Here is a 14,674-nt window from a genome sequence, read left to right on the forward strand (position 1 = left end):
GAAACTTCGCGCTACAGCACCCGGGCTTGCGAGCGGTAGCGGAGCGAGTCGAACAGCACTAGCTTTTGCACGCCTCGGGCGCTATACTGCTGCAAATGACCACCTTGCAGGGAGAGCGACAAGTTTTTTTGGCCGAAGAACAGGGCGTTATCCTGCCGCAGGACGGCTTGAATTTGCTGGGGCTGGCCGGCGGTACTCGTCACGTCGAGGCGCAGCACGGGGGCATTGTTGTAGCCGGGCAGCAGGCGGTAGGTGCGGCGCACGGCCCCGCCGGGCAGGCTGGCCGAGTCCACGGCGTAGGCCCCGCGCAGGGCGGCCTTGTTGATGTCGACCTGATAAAAAATCTGGAGTTCATCGGCCCATTTAACCTGGGGCACGCGCACGGTTTCGGTGGCGCCATTGCGCAGGCTCACTTGCTTCTCCACGCCGGGCTGGCGGGCCGCCAGCTGCCGCACCTGCGCATCGAGCAGGCCGCGCACGTCGAAATACGGGCCGCTGGGGTGGGGCGCGCCGGAAGCGGCCGGGTCGGGGGCCGTGGTGCCTTCGCCGCAGCTACTCAGCAGCAGCAGGCTCGCCGCCAACAGATAAAGGCTTCTACAACTCATAAGCAAGAAAAATCCTGCCCGGCAAGCCACTACGCAACCGGGTTGGCGGCGGCGGCTTGCCGGGCAGGACGTAGCGTGAAAGCAATCAGCCCTCCTTTTGTTTGCCTAGGCGCGCAGTAGGCTTTGCCCGGTCATGTCGGCGGGCTGGGGCACCCCCATCAGCGCCAGAATGGTGGGGGCGATATCGCCGAGCTTGCCACTGGCCAGCGTGCCGTGGTAGTCGGCATCGGCCAGGATGCAGGGCACCAGGTTGGTGGTGTGGGCGGTGTTGGGCGAGCCATCTTCGTTGCGCATAAACTCGGCATTGCCGTGGTCGGCAATAACAATGGTGGCGTAGCCGGCCGCCAGGGCCGCCTCCACCACGTCGTGGACGCATGCATCGGTGGTTTCCACGGCTTTTACCACGGCCTCAAACACGCCGGTGTGGCCCACCATGTCGGGGTTGGCAAAGTTGACAACGATAAAGTCGGCCGAATTGGCTTGCAACTCGGGCACCAACGCGTCGCGCAGCTCGTAGGCGCTCATTTCGGGAGCCAGGTCGTAAGTCGCCACTTTGGGCGAGGCCCGCAGAATGCGCGTTTCGCCCTCAAATTCCTTTTCGCGGCCACCCGAGAAAAAGAACGTCACGTGCGGGTATTTCTCCGTTTCGGCCATCCGAATCTGGCGCTTCTTGTTGGCAGCCAGCACTTCGCCCAGGGTATTGTCGAGGTTGTCCTTCTCAAAAATCGGCGTTACGCCCACAAACGTCGCATCGTAATTCGTCATCGTGAGGTAGTGCAGGTTGAGGCGGTGCATTTGGAAGGCGTGAAAATCCTGCTGCGTGAGCGCCTCCGTAATTTCGCGGCCCCGGTCGGTGCGGAAGTTGAAGCACAGCACCACATCGCCCTCCTGAATGGTGGCCAGCGGCTGCCCGTCGGCCCCGGTTTTCACAATGGGCTTCAGAAACTCGTCCGTAACACCTTCCTTATACTGTTCCTGAATGCTTTGAATCAGATTTTGCGAGGGCGTGCCCACGCCGTTCACCAGCAGGTCGTAAGCCACTTTCACGCGCTCCCAGCGCTGGTCGCGGTCCATGGCGTAGTAGCGGCCCACGATGGAGGCGATTTTGGCCCCCGTGCGCTCGTTGTACTTTTCCAGGTCGTTCACGAAGTGCACGCCGCTTTTGGGGTCGGTATCGCGGCCATCGGTGAAGGCGTGCACAAAGACTTTGTGCACGTCGGCCTCGTGGGCGATGGTGCAGAGGGCCTTTACGTGGTCGATGTGCGAATGCACGCCGCCATCCGATAGCAGGCCAATAAGATGGAACGCCTTATTGTTCTGCTTGGCATAGGTCAGGGCCTCTTTGAGGGCGGGCACCTGGCCGAGCTTACGCTCGCGCACGGCCTTGCCAATGCGCACCAGCTCCTGGTTTACCACGCGGCCCGCGCCGATGTTCATATGGCCCACTTCCGAGTTGCCCATCTGCCCTTCGGGCAGGCCCACGGCCTCGCCCGAAGCCTGCAACGTACTGTGGGGAAAGCGATTGAGTAGTTCGTGGAAATAGGGCGTCCGGGCCTTGTCAACGGCCGAAACTTCTACGTTCGGGGCGATGCCCCACCCATCCAGAATAACTAAGAGGACCTGCTTGTTCATGCCTGCAAAAGTACGCCCCGTACCCTAAAGCGCCTGCTACCCGTAGGAGGGGCCACCTGCCGGGGCCATCCTCAGAAAGACTTCAAACTTCCCTTGGCTGGCATAGTTTTGGCTTAACCATCCGCAAGCGCCCACGGCCTTGTTCGGGAAGCTTTTTTTATGAAAGTAATTTTTACAAGAGTAGTTTTATTTGGCTGGTTACTGCTGGCCTTGGTGTTGAGTAGCCAAGCGCAGGGCTCCGACCAGCTTTCGGCCGTGCGCTCAGCTATTGCCAGCGGCTCATCGCGCGGGCTGGCCCAGTACCTGGCCCCTTCAGTAGAAGTGGGTTTTGATGGCGACAAGCAGAGCTACAATGCCACCCAAACGGAGCTGGTTATGAAGAACTTCTTCGCCAAAAACCCGCCCGCCAGCTTCGATATTGTGCACCAAGGAGCTAGTAATGAGGGTATTCCCTACGCCATTGGCCACTACGTGGGCCGCAACGGTAGCTACCAGGTGTTTATCAAGCTCAAGCCTAAGCAGAGCACCCCAATGATAGACACGCTCGATTTCACGAAAGAATAACCCTGTCCCCCTACCTGAAACCTGGCTGCCCGCCCGCAGCCGGGTTTTTTTGTGCGCCCGCCGGCCGGCGTACCTTTGCCGGGTGTCAGCCTATCCCGCCCCTTACCTCACGTCCGAAGCCCTCACTACGTTCATCCGCACGGCCCTGGCCGAAGATGTGGGCGATGGTGACCACTCGGCCCTGGCCGCCATTCCGGCCGATGCCCGCAACCGCGCCAAGCTCTTGGTAAAAGGCGAGGGCGTGCTAGCCGGCGTGCAGCTGGCCGAGCTGATTTTCAAGCAGGTAGATGCCGAGCTCACGGTGCAGGTGAAGCTTGCAGACGGCACCCGCGTGCGCCACGGCGACGTGGCCTTCACCGTGGAGGGCCCCGCTCGCAGCATTCTTACCGCCGAGCGCTTGGTGCTCAACTGTATGCAGCGCATGAGCGGCATTGCCACCTACACGGCGCAGCTCACCGCGCAGCTGGCCGGTACCCACGCCCGCCTGCTCGACACCCGTAAGACGACGCCCAACTTCCGCCTCTGCGAGAAGTGGGCCGTGCTCATCGGCGGTGGCGTAAACCACCGCTACGGGTTGTTTGACATGATAATGCTGAAGGACAACCACGTGGACTACGCGGGCGGCGTGGCCCAGGCCATTGCCGCCACCCACGACTATCTGCGCCGCACCGGCCGCGACCTGCCCATTGTGGTTGAAACCCGCACCCTGGCTGAAGTGGCGCAGGCGCTGGAGGCCGGCGGCATCACCCGCATTATGCTCGATAACATGGCCCCCACGCTGCTGCGCGAAGCCGTGGCCCTGGTGGCCGGCCGCCTGCCCCTGGAGGCCAGCGGCGGCATCACCGACCAAACTATTGCCGCCGTAGCCGCCACCGGCGTCGATTATATCTCGGTGGGCGCGCTCACGCACTCGGCGCCCATCCTGGATTTGAGTCTCAAAGCCCTAATCGCAGATTAAGCAGATTTCGCTGATTTCGCTGATTCGGATGGCGTGAGGATGAGTGGGAGGCGGCACTGTTTTCCTGGTTTTTCGCTTGAATTAATTGGAGCCGCGTCCAATTTTAAGAGAGCCAACTAATAGGCACTAAATAAGTTAACAATTAAACAAAAGGAGCAGGCCATCTGAAATCGTTAGAATCAGCGAAATCAGCGCAATCTGTCTAAATCTGCGATTTTATGAATCAACCCAACCAACGCGGCGGTGGCAGCGGCTACCGCCAGCAGCAGGCCCCGCAGTCGCTACCCGGCACTATCAAAACCAAGAAGTACCAGTTTGACACCAACACTTACACCCGCATTGCGATGGGCGAAGTGTGGCGCAAGGAGTGGTGGTACGCCCTCATCCCGTTTGTGGTGGGCGTGCTGCCGGCGGCCATCTGGCCCTCTTGGTGGTGGCTGCTGCTGGGCGTGGCGCTGGCGGCCATTTTTGTGCTGATACGGTCGTCGCTGGTCACCGGCGTAACCCAGATGGAGCAGAGCAAGCCCCTGTTTGAGCGCATGAACTACGAGGCCGATTCGCGCCAGCTCATCATGCGCCAGAGCGAGCAGAAGGCCATGGCCCTGCCCTGGGACCAGATTGGCCGCGTGCGCCGCGAGCCCGATGCCTACCTGCTGTACCTCAAGCCCGGTGCCCCGCCCGCCGAGCTGGCCCCCTGGCGCCGCTGGATTGCCACCACGTTTGACGTGCCGGTGTTTTTACATTTGCCCCTGCGCTTGTTTAACAACGACAACGACCGCAAGCTGTTTGAGGCCCTGCTGCGCCGCAAGGGCCTGTTGCCCGCCAATGCACCCGCTGCCTAGCCCACCCCGTACAACCGCTGTTTTGCCTGATTTTTTGTTTCCGCAAGGATTTTTTGCTTCCTACAATTTATGAAAAAGCTGCTTTCTTACCTGGCTCCGGCCGCTATGCTGCTGCTCGCCTCGTGCAGCACGGAGCCGTCTGACTGGACTGCCGACAAAAAGGTGTCGCTCGATATGGTGCCTCCCGGCACCCGCATCAGCGAAAACTATGACCAGAAACCCACTTCTATAGAAACCCAGGAAAAAAGAGGTGCCCTCAACGGCAGCAAGCACATCTTAAGCAAAGACGTTGTTCCTACCGCCGGGGCCGTGATGTCGGCCGACGTGCAGGAAGGCACCGCCCTGAAGCCCGGCGAGGGCGCGGCCAAAATGACCAACCCGGCTATGCCCGACTCAGTATCGGTTAAGTAAGTTGCCTTAGCTAACGCCCACTAACCTAACAGCTAGCGGGGCTACCATTTAAACTTGCAGCAATGTTGCGATATACATCGCAACATTGCTGCAAGTTTTTCTGTTTTGTTCCCCTATGTGGATTGCAATACTTTTGTTGGCGGCGGCGGTACTGGGTGCCGGGGCCTTGGTGGGGGTAATATCGGCGGCGCGTACTACGCAGTGGCTCAAGCCGTTGCTAGCTTTCAGCGGGGCCTATCTGTTCACGCTCACCATCACCCACCTGCTCCCCGAGGCCCTCACCTTGCTCCCCGAGGCCCCGCAGCGGGTAGGGTATTGGGTACTAGCCGGCTTCTTCGGGCAGTTGCTGCTGGAGGTGCTGTCGGAGGGCATTGAGCACGGCCACGTGCACGCCCCCGACGCCACGCAGCAGGGCCGCGTACCGCTGCTGCTGGTGCTGGCGCTGGTGGTGCATTCGCTGCTGGAAGGTAGTATTCTGGTGCGCGGCGCGGGCAGCGGCGAGGTAGGCCAGCACTTTTATGCCCTGGTGCTGGGCGTGGCGCTGCACCATATGCCGGCGGCGGTGGCGCTGGCCACGCTGCTACGGCTACGGCTGGGTTCGTTTCGGCGGGTATGGCCGTGGCTGCTGGTGTTTGCGCTGGCCTCGCCGGCCGGGCTGGTTTTCAGCAACTACGTGGTGCTGCAACAGCTGCTGGGTAGCGGCATTTACGCAGCGCTGCTGGGCTTTGTGGCGGGCACGTTTTTGCACGTTTCGACTACCATTCTCTTCGAAACCAGCCCCGAGCACCGGCTCAACTGGCCCAAGCTGGCGGCCACGCTGGGCGGCTTAGCATTGGCGCTGGCCGTGAGCAGCTAGCCAACGGCACCTGAGTGCTGCTATCTTTACCTGCAAGGCCGCAGCTCTTATGCGGGTGGCCTGCGCCATGAAAAATATTTTACTGGCTGGTTGCCTACTGCTTACGCTGGGCGCGTGCCGCAAAGATGCGGATACCCCCACCCCTGATTACGCCGACTGGTACGCCCTGCGCGCCCCCGACGACCGGGCCATTGAGGCCGTAGCCGGCGATATCGATGAAACGCTGGTTATCACGACTCGCTTTAAAATCTACCAAACCACCGACCGCGGCAAAACCTGGCAAACGGGTGATTACCAGCAAAATCTCGGAATATTTGGCTTCCTGGCCCGCGCCGATACCCTGCTGGCGCTCACGGCCGGCACAAGTGCCTCATCCGCGCTGTTGGATTCGGCCAATTATACCACGTATGCAGCTAGCCCCAGTGTTTTCAGCCTAGATAAAGGCCTCACCTGGAAGCCCTACCGCAACTGGGAACGTGAGAACTTCAAGCCAAGAGTAGCCCTGAACCGGCTCAAAGCCAGTTCCGGCACCGAATACAGCATTACGTATCGGTATACGCCAACGGCACCCGGCTCAGATAGCTACTACAGCGAGACGGTGGGCATTAAAAACTCGGTGGGGCAGCGGCTAGCGCTGCCAAAAAAGCACCAAATCGAGAGCCTGTACTTCGATACCAAATCGCGGCTCTACGTGGCCGCCTCAGCGGCGCGTTGCGGTACCATACCAAATACTACTTTCTGCGGCGAGCAAAACGGCGTGCTGTACGTGTCTAAGAAGCCGCTGCTGTAAGAACCTCTTTTAGTGAACGTTGGGCAGGTTGTTCGCTCGCCGGCTGTCCGCTTGTTTTGACCACGAGCGGACAGCCGGCGAAGAGCCGGCAGCCCACCCAACGGCGCTAACTCACCCAGGCCCCAGTTGATTATTCGCCCAGCAGCGGCCCGGTGCCTTGCAGAAAATGCTCTAGCTGCTCGGCTCGGGCAGTTTCGCGGGCCAGTGCGGCTTGCAGGCCCAGCAGGCGCTGGCGCATGAGTAGTACCAGGTCGATGGCCTCGGGGGCCAAGCCGAGGCCGTGATGCAGGCGCGCCAGGCGCGGCAGCAGCTCGTCGGGCTCCTCTACCTCAATGGTATCGGGGGCGGGGGCGGGGCGCAGCAGGCCGAGCTCCACAAATTGGTGCAGCTCGGCCCGGCCCAGGCCGTAGCGGGTGTCACACTCCTGAAAAGTGAGCAGTAAAACGCGGGTAGGCATAATGCTAACTGATTACGGATGGAGAATTGGCCGCTGCTTATTTTCGCAGCTTATTAATAACCAATAAGATGAGGCATTTTAGTCTTCGCCGCGCAGCTTGGCCAACTGGTGCAGCAGCTCGCGCTCGGCGTCGGTGAGGTCGGTGGGTAGTTGCACGTTGAGGCGCAGGTAGAGGTCGCCGTGCTGGCCCTCCTGGCGGTACACGGGGAAGCCTTTGCCGCGCAGGCGCAGGCGGCTGCCGTTGGCAGTTTCGGGCTTGAGCTTGATTTTGACTGGGCCGCCGAGGGTTTCTACCGTTTGCTCGCCGCCGAGCAGGGCGCGGTAGAGGGGCACGAGCACATCCTGGGTGAGGTCGTCGCCGGTGCGGGCGTAGCGGGCGTCGGGCGCAATGCGCAGCGTGATGAGCAGCGCGCCGCTGGGGCCACCGTTGCGGCCGGGGCCACCCTGGTCGCGCAGCCGGATGGTCTGCCCATCAGTAACGCCCGGCTGAATGGTAATGCGCAGGTTTTTGCCATTTACCGTGATGGTGCGCGGGCCGCCGGCGAAGGCTTCGGCCAGCGTAAGCTCCAGCTCGGCCTGGTAGTCTTGGCCCGCACCGGGCCGGCTGCTGCGCCCGCCGCCGCCCATGCCGCCGAAGATGGAGCTAAAGAAATCGGAAAAATCTTCGCCCTGTCCCCCGCTCCCGCCGTTGTCCTGGGCATACTGGTTCCAGTCGAAGCCACCCGCGCCGGGGCTGGCCCCGGGGCTGCGCCGGCCGCCCTGCTGCTGGTAGCGCTGGTAGTCGGCGGCCATCTGGTCGTATTTCTGGCGCTTTTCGGTGTCCGACAGCACCTCATTGGCCTCGTTGGCTTCCTTGAACTTTTGCTCGGCTGTGGCGTCGTTGGGGTTCACATCGGGGTGATACTGGCGGGCCAGCTTGCGGTACGCCTTCTTAATCTGCTCGGTAGTGGCCGTTTTTTCGACGCCCAGCGTTTTGTAATAATCTTTGTAATCCATTATTTGGAGAGAAAGCAGGGGCACCACGAGCCGCCCTGTTGGTGCCCTAATTTAACGCAGAAAAAGGCTGCAGTGTTGAGTTGGGTGAATTGCACCGAGCGTAGTAAATTTGTATTTTACAAATGACTGCCGCTATTCTGCCGAGTGCAAGTTAAGCTAGTTATAGTACCCGGCACAAGCGGCTTTCGGATAGCAGTTTTGGCACGATTTTGTAATTTACCAGCCGTATAGTACTCTTATTTTACTTCCAACTCAATTTTTTTCTTTTTCGATGAAACTAGCTATGCCCGCCTTGTTGCTGGGTGGTTTGCTGCTTTTGGCGCAGCAGAGCCCGGCCCAAACTACCCCGCCCGCTACTACGCCGGCCGCCACTGCGCCTGCCCCACCCTCACCAGCGCAGCAGGCGGGGGCGCGCCGTACCCTGGCCCCGCGCCGGGTGGTAGCCCCGCGCCGCGCCGGGGCCACGCCCGCCGGCCGCCCTAAAACGAGCGGCGTAATGGCCAAGGATGGCCTTACCATGCAGGGGGGCCGCGTCGTGCTCACCGAACTGGGCCTCACCGCCCCCATTCAGCAGGATAAGCGCCTGCTCAACGGCACGGTAGTGACCACCAGCGGCCAGGTTAACGGCACCACTGGCACCACCACGCAGCTAGTGGAGGGCGACTACGTATCGCTCACCGGCCGCTTCACCAGCAAGCGCGAAATGGTAGAGGCCGACAGCGTGCGCAAGCTCGTAGACTACGACCTCAAGCACCCCGGCAAGCGCAAGGAGCTGGAAAAAGCTCGCGAAAAAGTAGAGAAGGAGCGCGAGAAAGCCGAGAAGGCCGCCGCTAAAGCCAAGGCCAAAGCCGGCCGCTAGCGCTCGGTAAAGCTCACGAGCACGGCCACGCCGGCCGCATCGTCACGGGCTTCCACTACTTCATCAATCACGTACTGGATTTCGGATTCGGACCAGTCTTCGGCCTCGGCGGCGCGCACAAAGTTGTCGAGGGCGGCAAAGCGATTGGCGCCGGCGGGCGGCGACCACACGAGGTACTTCTGATTCTTTTTCATACTGCGAAGATGGCACTCAATGCTTAGAGCCGTTAGCTTTTAGCTACTAGCTGTTATCTATCATCCTGGCTAACAGCTAGTAGCTAAAAGCTAACGGCTTACCACCTGGCGGCCTTTTAGCGGCCGGTGGGGCCCATGTGCAGCACCTTGAGCTGCACCGGCACCACGCCGGCATCAAGCAGGTCGAGCTTGCGGGCGGCGCGCTTCGACACATCCACGATGCGGCCTTTTACGTGCGGGCCACGGTCGTTCACCACCACGTTTACCGAGTGGCCGTTGCGGGTATTAGTCACTTTTACCTTGGTGCCGAAGGGCAGCGTGTTGTGGGCCGCCGTGAGCTGGCCGGGCCGGTAGGGCGCGCCGCTGGCCGTGGGCCGGCCAGCAAATTTATCGGCGTAATACGAGCCCTGGCCCGACTGTGTAAAGGCCGATTTACTGCCGCCACAGGCAGTTAAGCTCAGCAATAACACACTTATAGAGAGTTGCTTACAAAAATTAACTTGCCGGGCAATGTGCATAATTAAGGTGTTCATGTGGTGTTCACGCGGGGTACCAGAATAAAGCAGCATCTTTCGGTCGAAATCACTTTCTTCCTCCCTCCTCTTTACCCCCGCCCCATGAAAAATACGTTGAAACTCGTTGCTGGTCTTGCTTTGTCGGGCCTTTTCTTCACCGCCAACGCCCAAACCGCACCCATGCAAACCACCCCCATGCAGGACGGCAAAATGGCCGATGGAAAGATGATGGATGGCAGCATGAAGGACGGCAAAATGAAGGATGGCAAAATGAAAGGTGGCAAAATGCACAAGGAAAAAATGAACGGCAAAATGTCGAAAGACAAAATGGGCGACGACAAGATGAAGGCCAAAATGTAGGTCTCTGGCTAGCGCTGCACTAGTTCGGCCGTTCGGCCCGACTGCTTTAGAGAGCGGCGGGGCCGAACGGTTTTTTTGCGGGTAACCGGCACTGGCGCGGCCGGCGGCGGGGCGGGCTCCGCTATTTGCAAAGCTTGCAGCGCCGCGTAGCTGCCCTGAAACACGTTGAAATCGACCGTCCCCCGAATGCCTGGCACGTAGGCCTCGTCGGAGTGCTGCCAGATAATCCAGCGCTCGGCGGGCAGGGCGGGGTGGGCCACCTCGTAGTGGGCCAGCCACAGCGGGTAGTCGTCGAAGTGCCCGGCCAGGTAGTGGCGGTAAAAGGCGTAGTTGGAATACAGGATGGGCCGCACCTTGTAGTGGGCCTCCACGGCCGTGAGCCACTGCCGGATTTCGCGGCGCATTTCGGCCACATCGTGAAACTTGGGGGCCTCCACGTCGAGTACCGGGGGCAGGTCGCCGGGCCGCAGCGGCACCGTGGCAATAAAGAGCGCCGCCTGCTGGCCGCCGTCGCGGTTGGGCTGAAAGTAGTGGTAGGCCCCACTAAGAATACCGGCCGCCCGCGCCGCGCGCCAGTTGCGCCGGAAGCGGGCATCACGCATGGCCCCGCCCTCACTGGCCTTGATGAACGCGAAGCGCACCCCCTGCTGCGCCACCCGCGGCCAGTCGATGCGCCCCTGGTAGGCCGACACATCAATGCCGTGCACCGAGTAGCCGGCCAGCAGCGGTGTGCGCTCGTGGCCCGTGAGGTAGCGTGCCGTGAGCGTGGCCCAGGTGCGGCGCACGTAGCGGTTGAGGGGCCGCTGGTGGCGCAAATAGTAGGTGCCGGCCCCAAGTAATCCCAACAGCAGGCCCGCCAGCACCCAGCGCCGCCAGCCCCGGCGCGGGGCCGGGGGCGGCGCGGTGGCCGGGGCAGCGAGTGGGAGCGGAACGAGCATAGGCAGGGGCAGCAAGCCAAAAATAACGCACGGCTGGCCGCCCCGCGTATGTCGGCCGGGGCCGTAGCTTGCAAGCTTAAAGCCGGGTTGCTTGTTTCCGGTTCCTTTCCTCCCCTTACTTATGCCCGACGCGCGCGATGCCAACGGCCATCTAATCCGTGAGTTACACGGCGTAACGCTGGCCAGTATCCTGGAATACCTGGTGGCCCACTATGGCTTCCCGGCTCTCGACGAGCGGCTCAAGCTGAATTGCTTTGCTGTGAACCCGAGTATAAAATCCAGCCTCACCTTTTTGCGCCGCACCGACTGGGCGCGGGCCAAGGTCGAGGCCCTGTACATTAGCCTGCGCACAGCCGAGACGCTGGGTAAGCCCTTACCATAATTTACTATCAATCAATTTATTATCTAATAAATGGCTGAGCTAAGCGAAAAATCGGGCCCGGTGGCGCTGCTGGTGGGGCTGGCTGGCTTCGTGGCCTTCGAGGTGGGGGCCTACTACGTGCTGCGCTTCGTGACCTCGGGCCTGGGCGAGGCCAACCAAATGCAGCCCGACAATACCATTGTTAGCAACTGGGTCAAAACGGTGGCGTTTCTGGTACTGCACTTGGCGCTGGTGCTCGCCGCCGTGCTGGTGCTCAGCAACAAACTGCCGCGCCGCTACCGCGGGCAGGTAATCGGCTGGCTTTTCCTAAGCTTATTAACGGGCTTTATCCTGCTCATTCCGCTATTCCATTAAGAGCAGCAATCAGCCAAAAAGCGCCCGTAAGAATCAGCGCAATCTGTCTAAATCTGCGATTACATAACAAAGCCCCTGCTCGCGCAGAGGCCTCAAGAGGGTGGAAACAGGGGTGCCGGTCGGTCCCGGCGTTATCGCGGTAGAGTAGGTGGCCGGTCGGTCCCGGCCATATCAACGGGCCGGGCAGCCTTAGCTGCCCGGCTGCGTGTCAATCTCGCGGGGCTGGTTGGCCTCCGCATCGCGGAATGGAATAGCCACGCGCAACTCGCCGCCTTCGTGGGTGGCGTTGATGGCTGTGAGGTCGAGGTTTTGAGGCAGGTCCAGGGTCTGCACAAACAGCGGCGCGGCCAACTGGTCCTCGGGGCCGTGGCGGTATTCGCCGTACACGGTGAGGTGGTTGTCTTTGAGTACTACGTGGAAGCTTTCGGCCGGCACGCCGGGCATGGCCACGTGCAGCACCACGCCCTTGGGGCGCTGGTTCACGCGCAAAGTAGGCTGGGCCACCCCGCCGCCGATGGTGTTCAACAGGTCGAGTTGGGGAGCGATAGTACGGATAAACTCGCGGCTGATAAGTTTCATAATAATTAGCCTTATTAGGTGGCTTCGGGCGTAGTAATACAAACCCCGTACCACCCTACAAGAATAGCTAACTAAGCTGATTTTCAGACCTTATGACCGCTTATTAATCAGCCTTTTACCCTAGCGGTGACACCTTGGCTGAAAGCCCGCCGATGTGGCAGATTTATTGGATTGAGAAGGAGGAATTGGTGGGACACGCCCGTCATTACGAGCACAGTGAAGCAATCGCATCCGAACGATGTCGGGCGGATATCGTGCCGGTGCGATTGCTTCGCTGTGCTCGCAATGACGGGCGTGTTCTACCAATTCCTCCCTCCCCCTTCAATCAAAACCGGCTCGTGAGGCCGAAATGGACCTTGGAATTTGACAGCGAGAAGCCAGTGTTCAGAAACTCCGAGCGGCCCACTGAATAAACGAACTGAAACAGGCCCGCCGCCGTGCGGAAGCTCAGGCCCGCGCCCAGGCCGGTGGGCTTGTCGAGGGCGCGGCTGCTGAGCAGCACCGGGTCGTAGGCGCGCAGCAGGGCCTGGTCGGCGAAGATAAATACGTAGCCCTCGGGGCCGGTGAACTGGCGTAGCTCCACAGTACCCACACCGTAGGCGTTGGTGTAGAACTGATTCTCGGTGAAGCCGCGCAGCGAGTTGAGGCCGCCCAGCCGAAACAGGTCGTTGAGGAAAAACTGCTGGTTGAACAGGCCCTCGCCGCGCGCCCGCACCAACAGCACGCCCTGCCGGCCCAACGGCCAGTAGCGCTCGGCCCGCCCGCCAAAGCTGTACTGCGTCGAGCGCAGCGCCAAGCCCGCGTACAGCGCCTCGCTGATGGAGGCATTGCGGCGGATAATCTTGGTACCCACCCCGCCCTGCGCGCTCACAAACAGGCCCCGGTGCGGAAAGTAAATATCATCAAGGTTGGCCCGCGAGTAGCCAAAGCCGTACGACGTGTACTCCGAATCGACGTAGTCAGGCAGCTTGGTTTGCTTGCTCGCTTTGTCGTAGGCCAAACTATCGAACAGCAGGCGCGAGCTGCGCTGCTCGGCGTAAAAGGTGAGCCGGCCAGCCCGCGCCGTGGGGTAGCTCACCTGCACCCGCGGCCGGATGGTGAGAAACGCGTCGTTCTGCTTATACAAATTAAACGTGCCGCCCACCTCCAGCGGCGTACCGAAGATGTTGGGGTGCAGATAGTTGAAGTCGAACAGCTGCGACAGCGCATCGACCTTGCGCCACTGCAAGCCCACTTGCTTGCCCCCACCGCGCAGGTTGCGCAGGTTGATGGTGACATCGCCCGTAAACTGCACCCCGCTGGCCCCGTTGGCATTGGGCAGCAGGCCCACAATGGCATCGAACTGGTTGGACGGCCGCTCATCGAGCAGCAGATACACCCGCGCTTGGTTGCGGGCAAAGCGCACCTCGGGCACGGCGCGCAGGCGCACGTAGGGCAGCTGGCGCAGCAGGGCGGCGGCGGCATCTACGCGCTGCTGGCTGTAGGGCGTGCCGGGCGCAAGCTGCAGATACTTAGTGAGAAAGCGCTTCTTGGTTTTGCTGGTGCCCACTATTTGCAGCGAGTCGAAGTACACGGCCGGCCCGCGCTTGAGCACCACCCGGCCCGCAATGTCGCGGCCCGTGATGCGCAGCGAATCCAGGCCGATGGTGGCGAAGGGAAAGCCCTGGTTTTCGGCCTCCGTGAGCACGCGCTCTTGCAGGGCGGCCCAGTCGGCCGGGTGCCAGGGCGTGCGCCGAAAGAACTTTTCGCGGTAGCCGGCGCGGGTCAGCAGGCCATCGCCGAGGTTGCCGTTGTGCAGGTAGGCCCAGCGAAATTGCTCGCCCACGTAGAGGCGCACCCGCACCGTGTCGCGGCCCCAGCGCATGTCGTCGGCCGAGGCCGTGAGGTAGGCGTCGGCCTGCAAGGCCAGCACCAGCTCGCGCACCGTGCGCAGCGCCGTGAGCGAGTCGGGCACCGTGGCGCGTGGGTGCAGGCGGCGCACGGTGGCCAGCCCAGCCGGCTCGGCTTCTATTTTGAGGAAGCGCGGGTGGCCCAGGCGGCGCGGCGCGGCGGGGGCCGTGGTGGGCGTGCCCACGGGCGGCAGCGGCGGCGAGGCCAGCCCCGGCGCGTTGGGCACGGCCACGCCCGGCCCGGCGTCGGGCGTTTGGGCGCGTAGCGGCCCGGCGGCGAGGCTCAGGGCCAGCCAGCAGCTCCACAGAAATAAGGTAGCGAGTCGGGCCATTGGTGGGAACGCAAACGCGCCGGGCGGTTTTTAATTTCAAGTGCCCGATTTTTGTGGGCGGCAGCGTGGAGGCGGCGAGTCCACGCGTGTCATTACCCGAGCATTACCACGCGCGGACTCATAAAGTCCACGCTACCATTCGCAAAAGTCGCGCTGTTATT

The 14,674-nt window shown here is 61.5% G+C and carries 19 protein-coding genes; 10 read left to right on the top strand and 9 right to left on the bottom strand.

Annotation, left to right across the window (positions count from 1 at the left end):
* Positions 1-11 precede the first annotated feature (11 nt).
* Together QMK33_RS16420 and gpmI are read right to left on the bottom strand one after the other, a co-directional pair.
* Positions 12-605 carry a hypothetical protein gene (locus tag QMK33_RS16420; RefSeq protein ID WP_283565704.1) on the bottom strand — a complete coding sequence of 198 codons (594 nt, stop codon included), beginning with the start codon at positions 603-605 and terminating at the stop codon, positions 12-14.
* A gap of 105 nt (positions 606-710) precedes the next feature.
* The gene (gene gpmI, locus QMK33_RS16425; protein ID WP_283565705.1) at positions 711-2,237 is read right to left on the bottom strand and encodes a 2,3-bisphosphoglycerate-independent phosphoglycerate mutase; all 1,527 of its coding nucleotides are present in this window, start codon (positions 2,235-2,237) and stop codon (positions 711-713) included.
* 159 nt (positions 2,238-2,396) lie between these two features.
* Between gpmI and QMK33_RS16430 the strand changes: the two genes are divergently transcribed.
* From QMK33_RS16430 to QMK33_RS16455, 6 genes are all read left to right on the top strand, one after another.
* On the top strand, positions 2,397-2,801 hold the full coding sequence (locus QMK33_RS16430; protein WP_283565706.1) for a DUF4783 domain-containing protein: 405 nt from the start codon (positions 2,397-2,399) through the stop codon (positions 2,799-2,801).
* Positions 2,802-2,883: 82 nt separating this feature from the next.
* The gene (nadC, locus tag QMK33_RS16435; protein WP_283565707.1) at positions 2,884-3,759 is read left to right on the top strand and encodes a carboxylating nicotinate-nucleotide diphosphorylase; all 876 of its coding nucleotides are present in this window, start codon (positions 2,884-2,886) and stop codon (positions 3,757-3,759) included.
* A 218-nt stretch (positions 3,760-3,977) separates the two neighbouring features.
* Positions 3,978-4,601: a YcxB family protein gene (locus tag QMK33_RS16440; RefSeq protein ID WP_283565708.1), complete on the top strand. Its 624-nt coding sequence runs from the start codon at positions 3,978-3,980 to the stop codon at positions 4,599-4,601.
* Positions 4,602-4,670: 69 nt separating this feature from the next.
* Positions 4,671-5,012 carry a hypothetical protein gene (locus QMK33_RS16445; protein ID WP_283565709.1) on the top strand — a complete coding sequence of 114 codons (342 nt, stop codon included), beginning with the start codon at positions 4,671-4,673 and terminating at the stop codon, positions 5,010-5,012.
* A gap of 115 nt (positions 5,013-5,127) precedes the next feature.
* Positions 5,128-5,868: a ZIP family metal transporter gene (locus tag QMK33_RS16450; protein WP_283565710.1), complete on the top strand. Its 741-nt coding sequence runs from the start codon at positions 5,128-5,130 to the stop codon at positions 5,866-5,868.
* Between the two features lie 67 nt (positions 5,869-5,935).
* The gene (locus tag QMK33_RS16455; RefSeq protein ID WP_283565711.1) at positions 5,936-6,658 is read left to right on the top strand and encodes a hypothetical protein; all 723 of its coding nucleotides are present in this window, start codon (positions 5,936-5,938) and stop codon (positions 6,656-6,658) included.
* 130 nt (positions 6,659-6,788) lie between these two features.
* Here QMK33_RS16455 and QMK33_RS16460 read toward each other — a convergent pair whose 3' ends face one another.
* Positions 6,789-7,115: a chaperone modulator CbpM gene (locus QMK33_RS16460; RefSeq protein ID WP_283565712.1), complete on the bottom strand. Its 327-nt coding sequence runs from the start codon at positions 7,113-7,115 to the stop codon at positions 6,789-6,791.
* 78 nt (positions 7,116-7,193) lie between these two features.
* Positions 7,194-8,111 carry a DnaJ C-terminal domain-containing protein gene (locus QMK33_RS16465; RefSeq protein WP_283565713.1) on the bottom strand — a complete coding sequence of 306 codons (918 nt, stop codon included), beginning with the start codon at positions 8,109-8,111 and terminating at the stop codon, positions 7,194-7,196.
* Positions 8,112-8,382: 271 nt separating this feature from the next.
* On the opposite strand from QMK33_RS16465, the gene QMK33_RS16470 reads away from it, so the two are divergent.
* The gene (locus tag QMK33_RS16470) at positions 8,383-8,970 is read left to right on the top strand and encodes a DUF6799 domain-containing protein (protein ID WP_283565714.1); all 588 of its coding nucleotides are present in this window, start codon (positions 8,383-8,385) and stop codon (positions 8,968-8,970) included.
* Here the strand turns inward: QMK33_RS16470 and QMK33_RS16475 are convergent.
* Both QMK33_RS16475 and QMK33_RS16480 read right to left on the bottom strand, forming a co-directional pair.
* Positions 8,967-9,164: a hypothetical protein gene (locus QMK33_RS16475; RefSeq protein WP_283565715.1), complete on the bottom strand. Its 198-nt coding sequence runs from the start codon at positions 9,162-9,164 to the stop codon at positions 8,967-8,969. The genes QMK33_RS16470 and QMK33_RS16475 overlap by 4 nt on opposite strands.
* A 116-nt stretch (positions 9,165-9,280) precedes the next feature.
* The gene (locus QMK33_RS16480; protein ID WP_283565716.1) at positions 9,281-9,634 is read right to left on the bottom strand and encodes a septal ring lytic transglycosylase RlpA family protein; all 354 of its coding nucleotides are present in this window, start codon (positions 9,632-9,634) and stop codon (positions 9,281-9,283) included.
* Between the two features lie 147 nt (positions 9,635-9,781).
* On the opposite strand from QMK33_RS16480, the gene QMK33_RS16485 reads away from it, so the two are divergent.
* Positions 9,782-10,039 carry a hypothetical protein gene (locus tag QMK33_RS16485; protein WP_283565717.1) on the top strand — a complete coding sequence of 86 codons (258 nt, stop codon included), beginning with the start codon at positions 9,782-9,784 and terminating at the stop codon, positions 10,037-10,039.
* An 8-nt stretch (positions 10,040-10,047) separates the two neighbouring features.
* Here QMK33_RS16485 and QMK33_RS16490 read toward each other — a convergent pair whose 3' ends face one another.
* Positions 10,048-10,977, bottom strand: a complete 930-nt coding sequence (locus QMK33_RS16490) for a glycoside hydrolase family 25 protein (RefSeq protein ID WP_283565718.1) — start codon at positions 10,975-10,977, stop codon at positions 10,048-10,050.
* 121 nt (positions 10,978-11,098) lie between these two features.
* On the opposite strand from QMK33_RS16490, the gene QMK33_RS16495 reads away from it, so the two are divergent.
* Complete coding sequence (locus tag QMK33_RS16495; RefSeq protein ID WP_283565719.1) at positions 11,099-11,359, top strand: VF530 family protein; 261 nt, start codon at positions 11,099-11,101, stop codon at positions 11,357-11,359.
* Between the two features lie 30 nt (positions 11,360-11,389).
* Positions 11,390-11,713: a hypothetical protein gene (locus QMK33_RS16500; RefSeq protein ID WP_283565720.1), complete on the top strand. Its 324-nt coding sequence runs from the start codon at positions 11,390-11,392 to the stop codon at positions 11,711-11,713.
* Between the two features lie 189 nt (positions 11,714-11,902).
* On the opposite strand, the gene QMK33_RS16505 is transcribed toward QMK33_RS16500, so the two are convergent.
* Together QMK33_RS16505 and QMK33_RS16510 are read right to left on the bottom strand one after the other, a co-directional pair.
* Positions 11,903-12,292: an Hsp20/alpha crystallin family protein gene (locus QMK33_RS16505; protein ID WP_283565721.1), complete on the bottom strand. Its 390-nt coding sequence runs from the start codon at positions 12,290-12,292 to the stop codon at positions 11,903-11,905.
* Between the two features lie 325 nt (positions 12,293-12,617).
* Positions 12,618-14,513: a BamA/TamA family outer membrane protein gene (locus QMK33_RS16510; RefSeq protein WP_283565722.1), complete on the bottom strand. Its 1,896-nt coding sequence runs from the start codon at positions 14,511-14,513 to the stop codon at positions 12,618-12,620.
* Between the last annotated feature and the right edge of the window lie 161 nt (positions 14,514-14,674).

The sequence above is a fragment of the Hymenobacter sp. H14-R3 genome (assembly GCF_030063445.1).
GTDB lineage: Bacteria > Bacteroidota > Bacteroidia > Cytophagales > Hymenobacteraceae > Hymenobacter.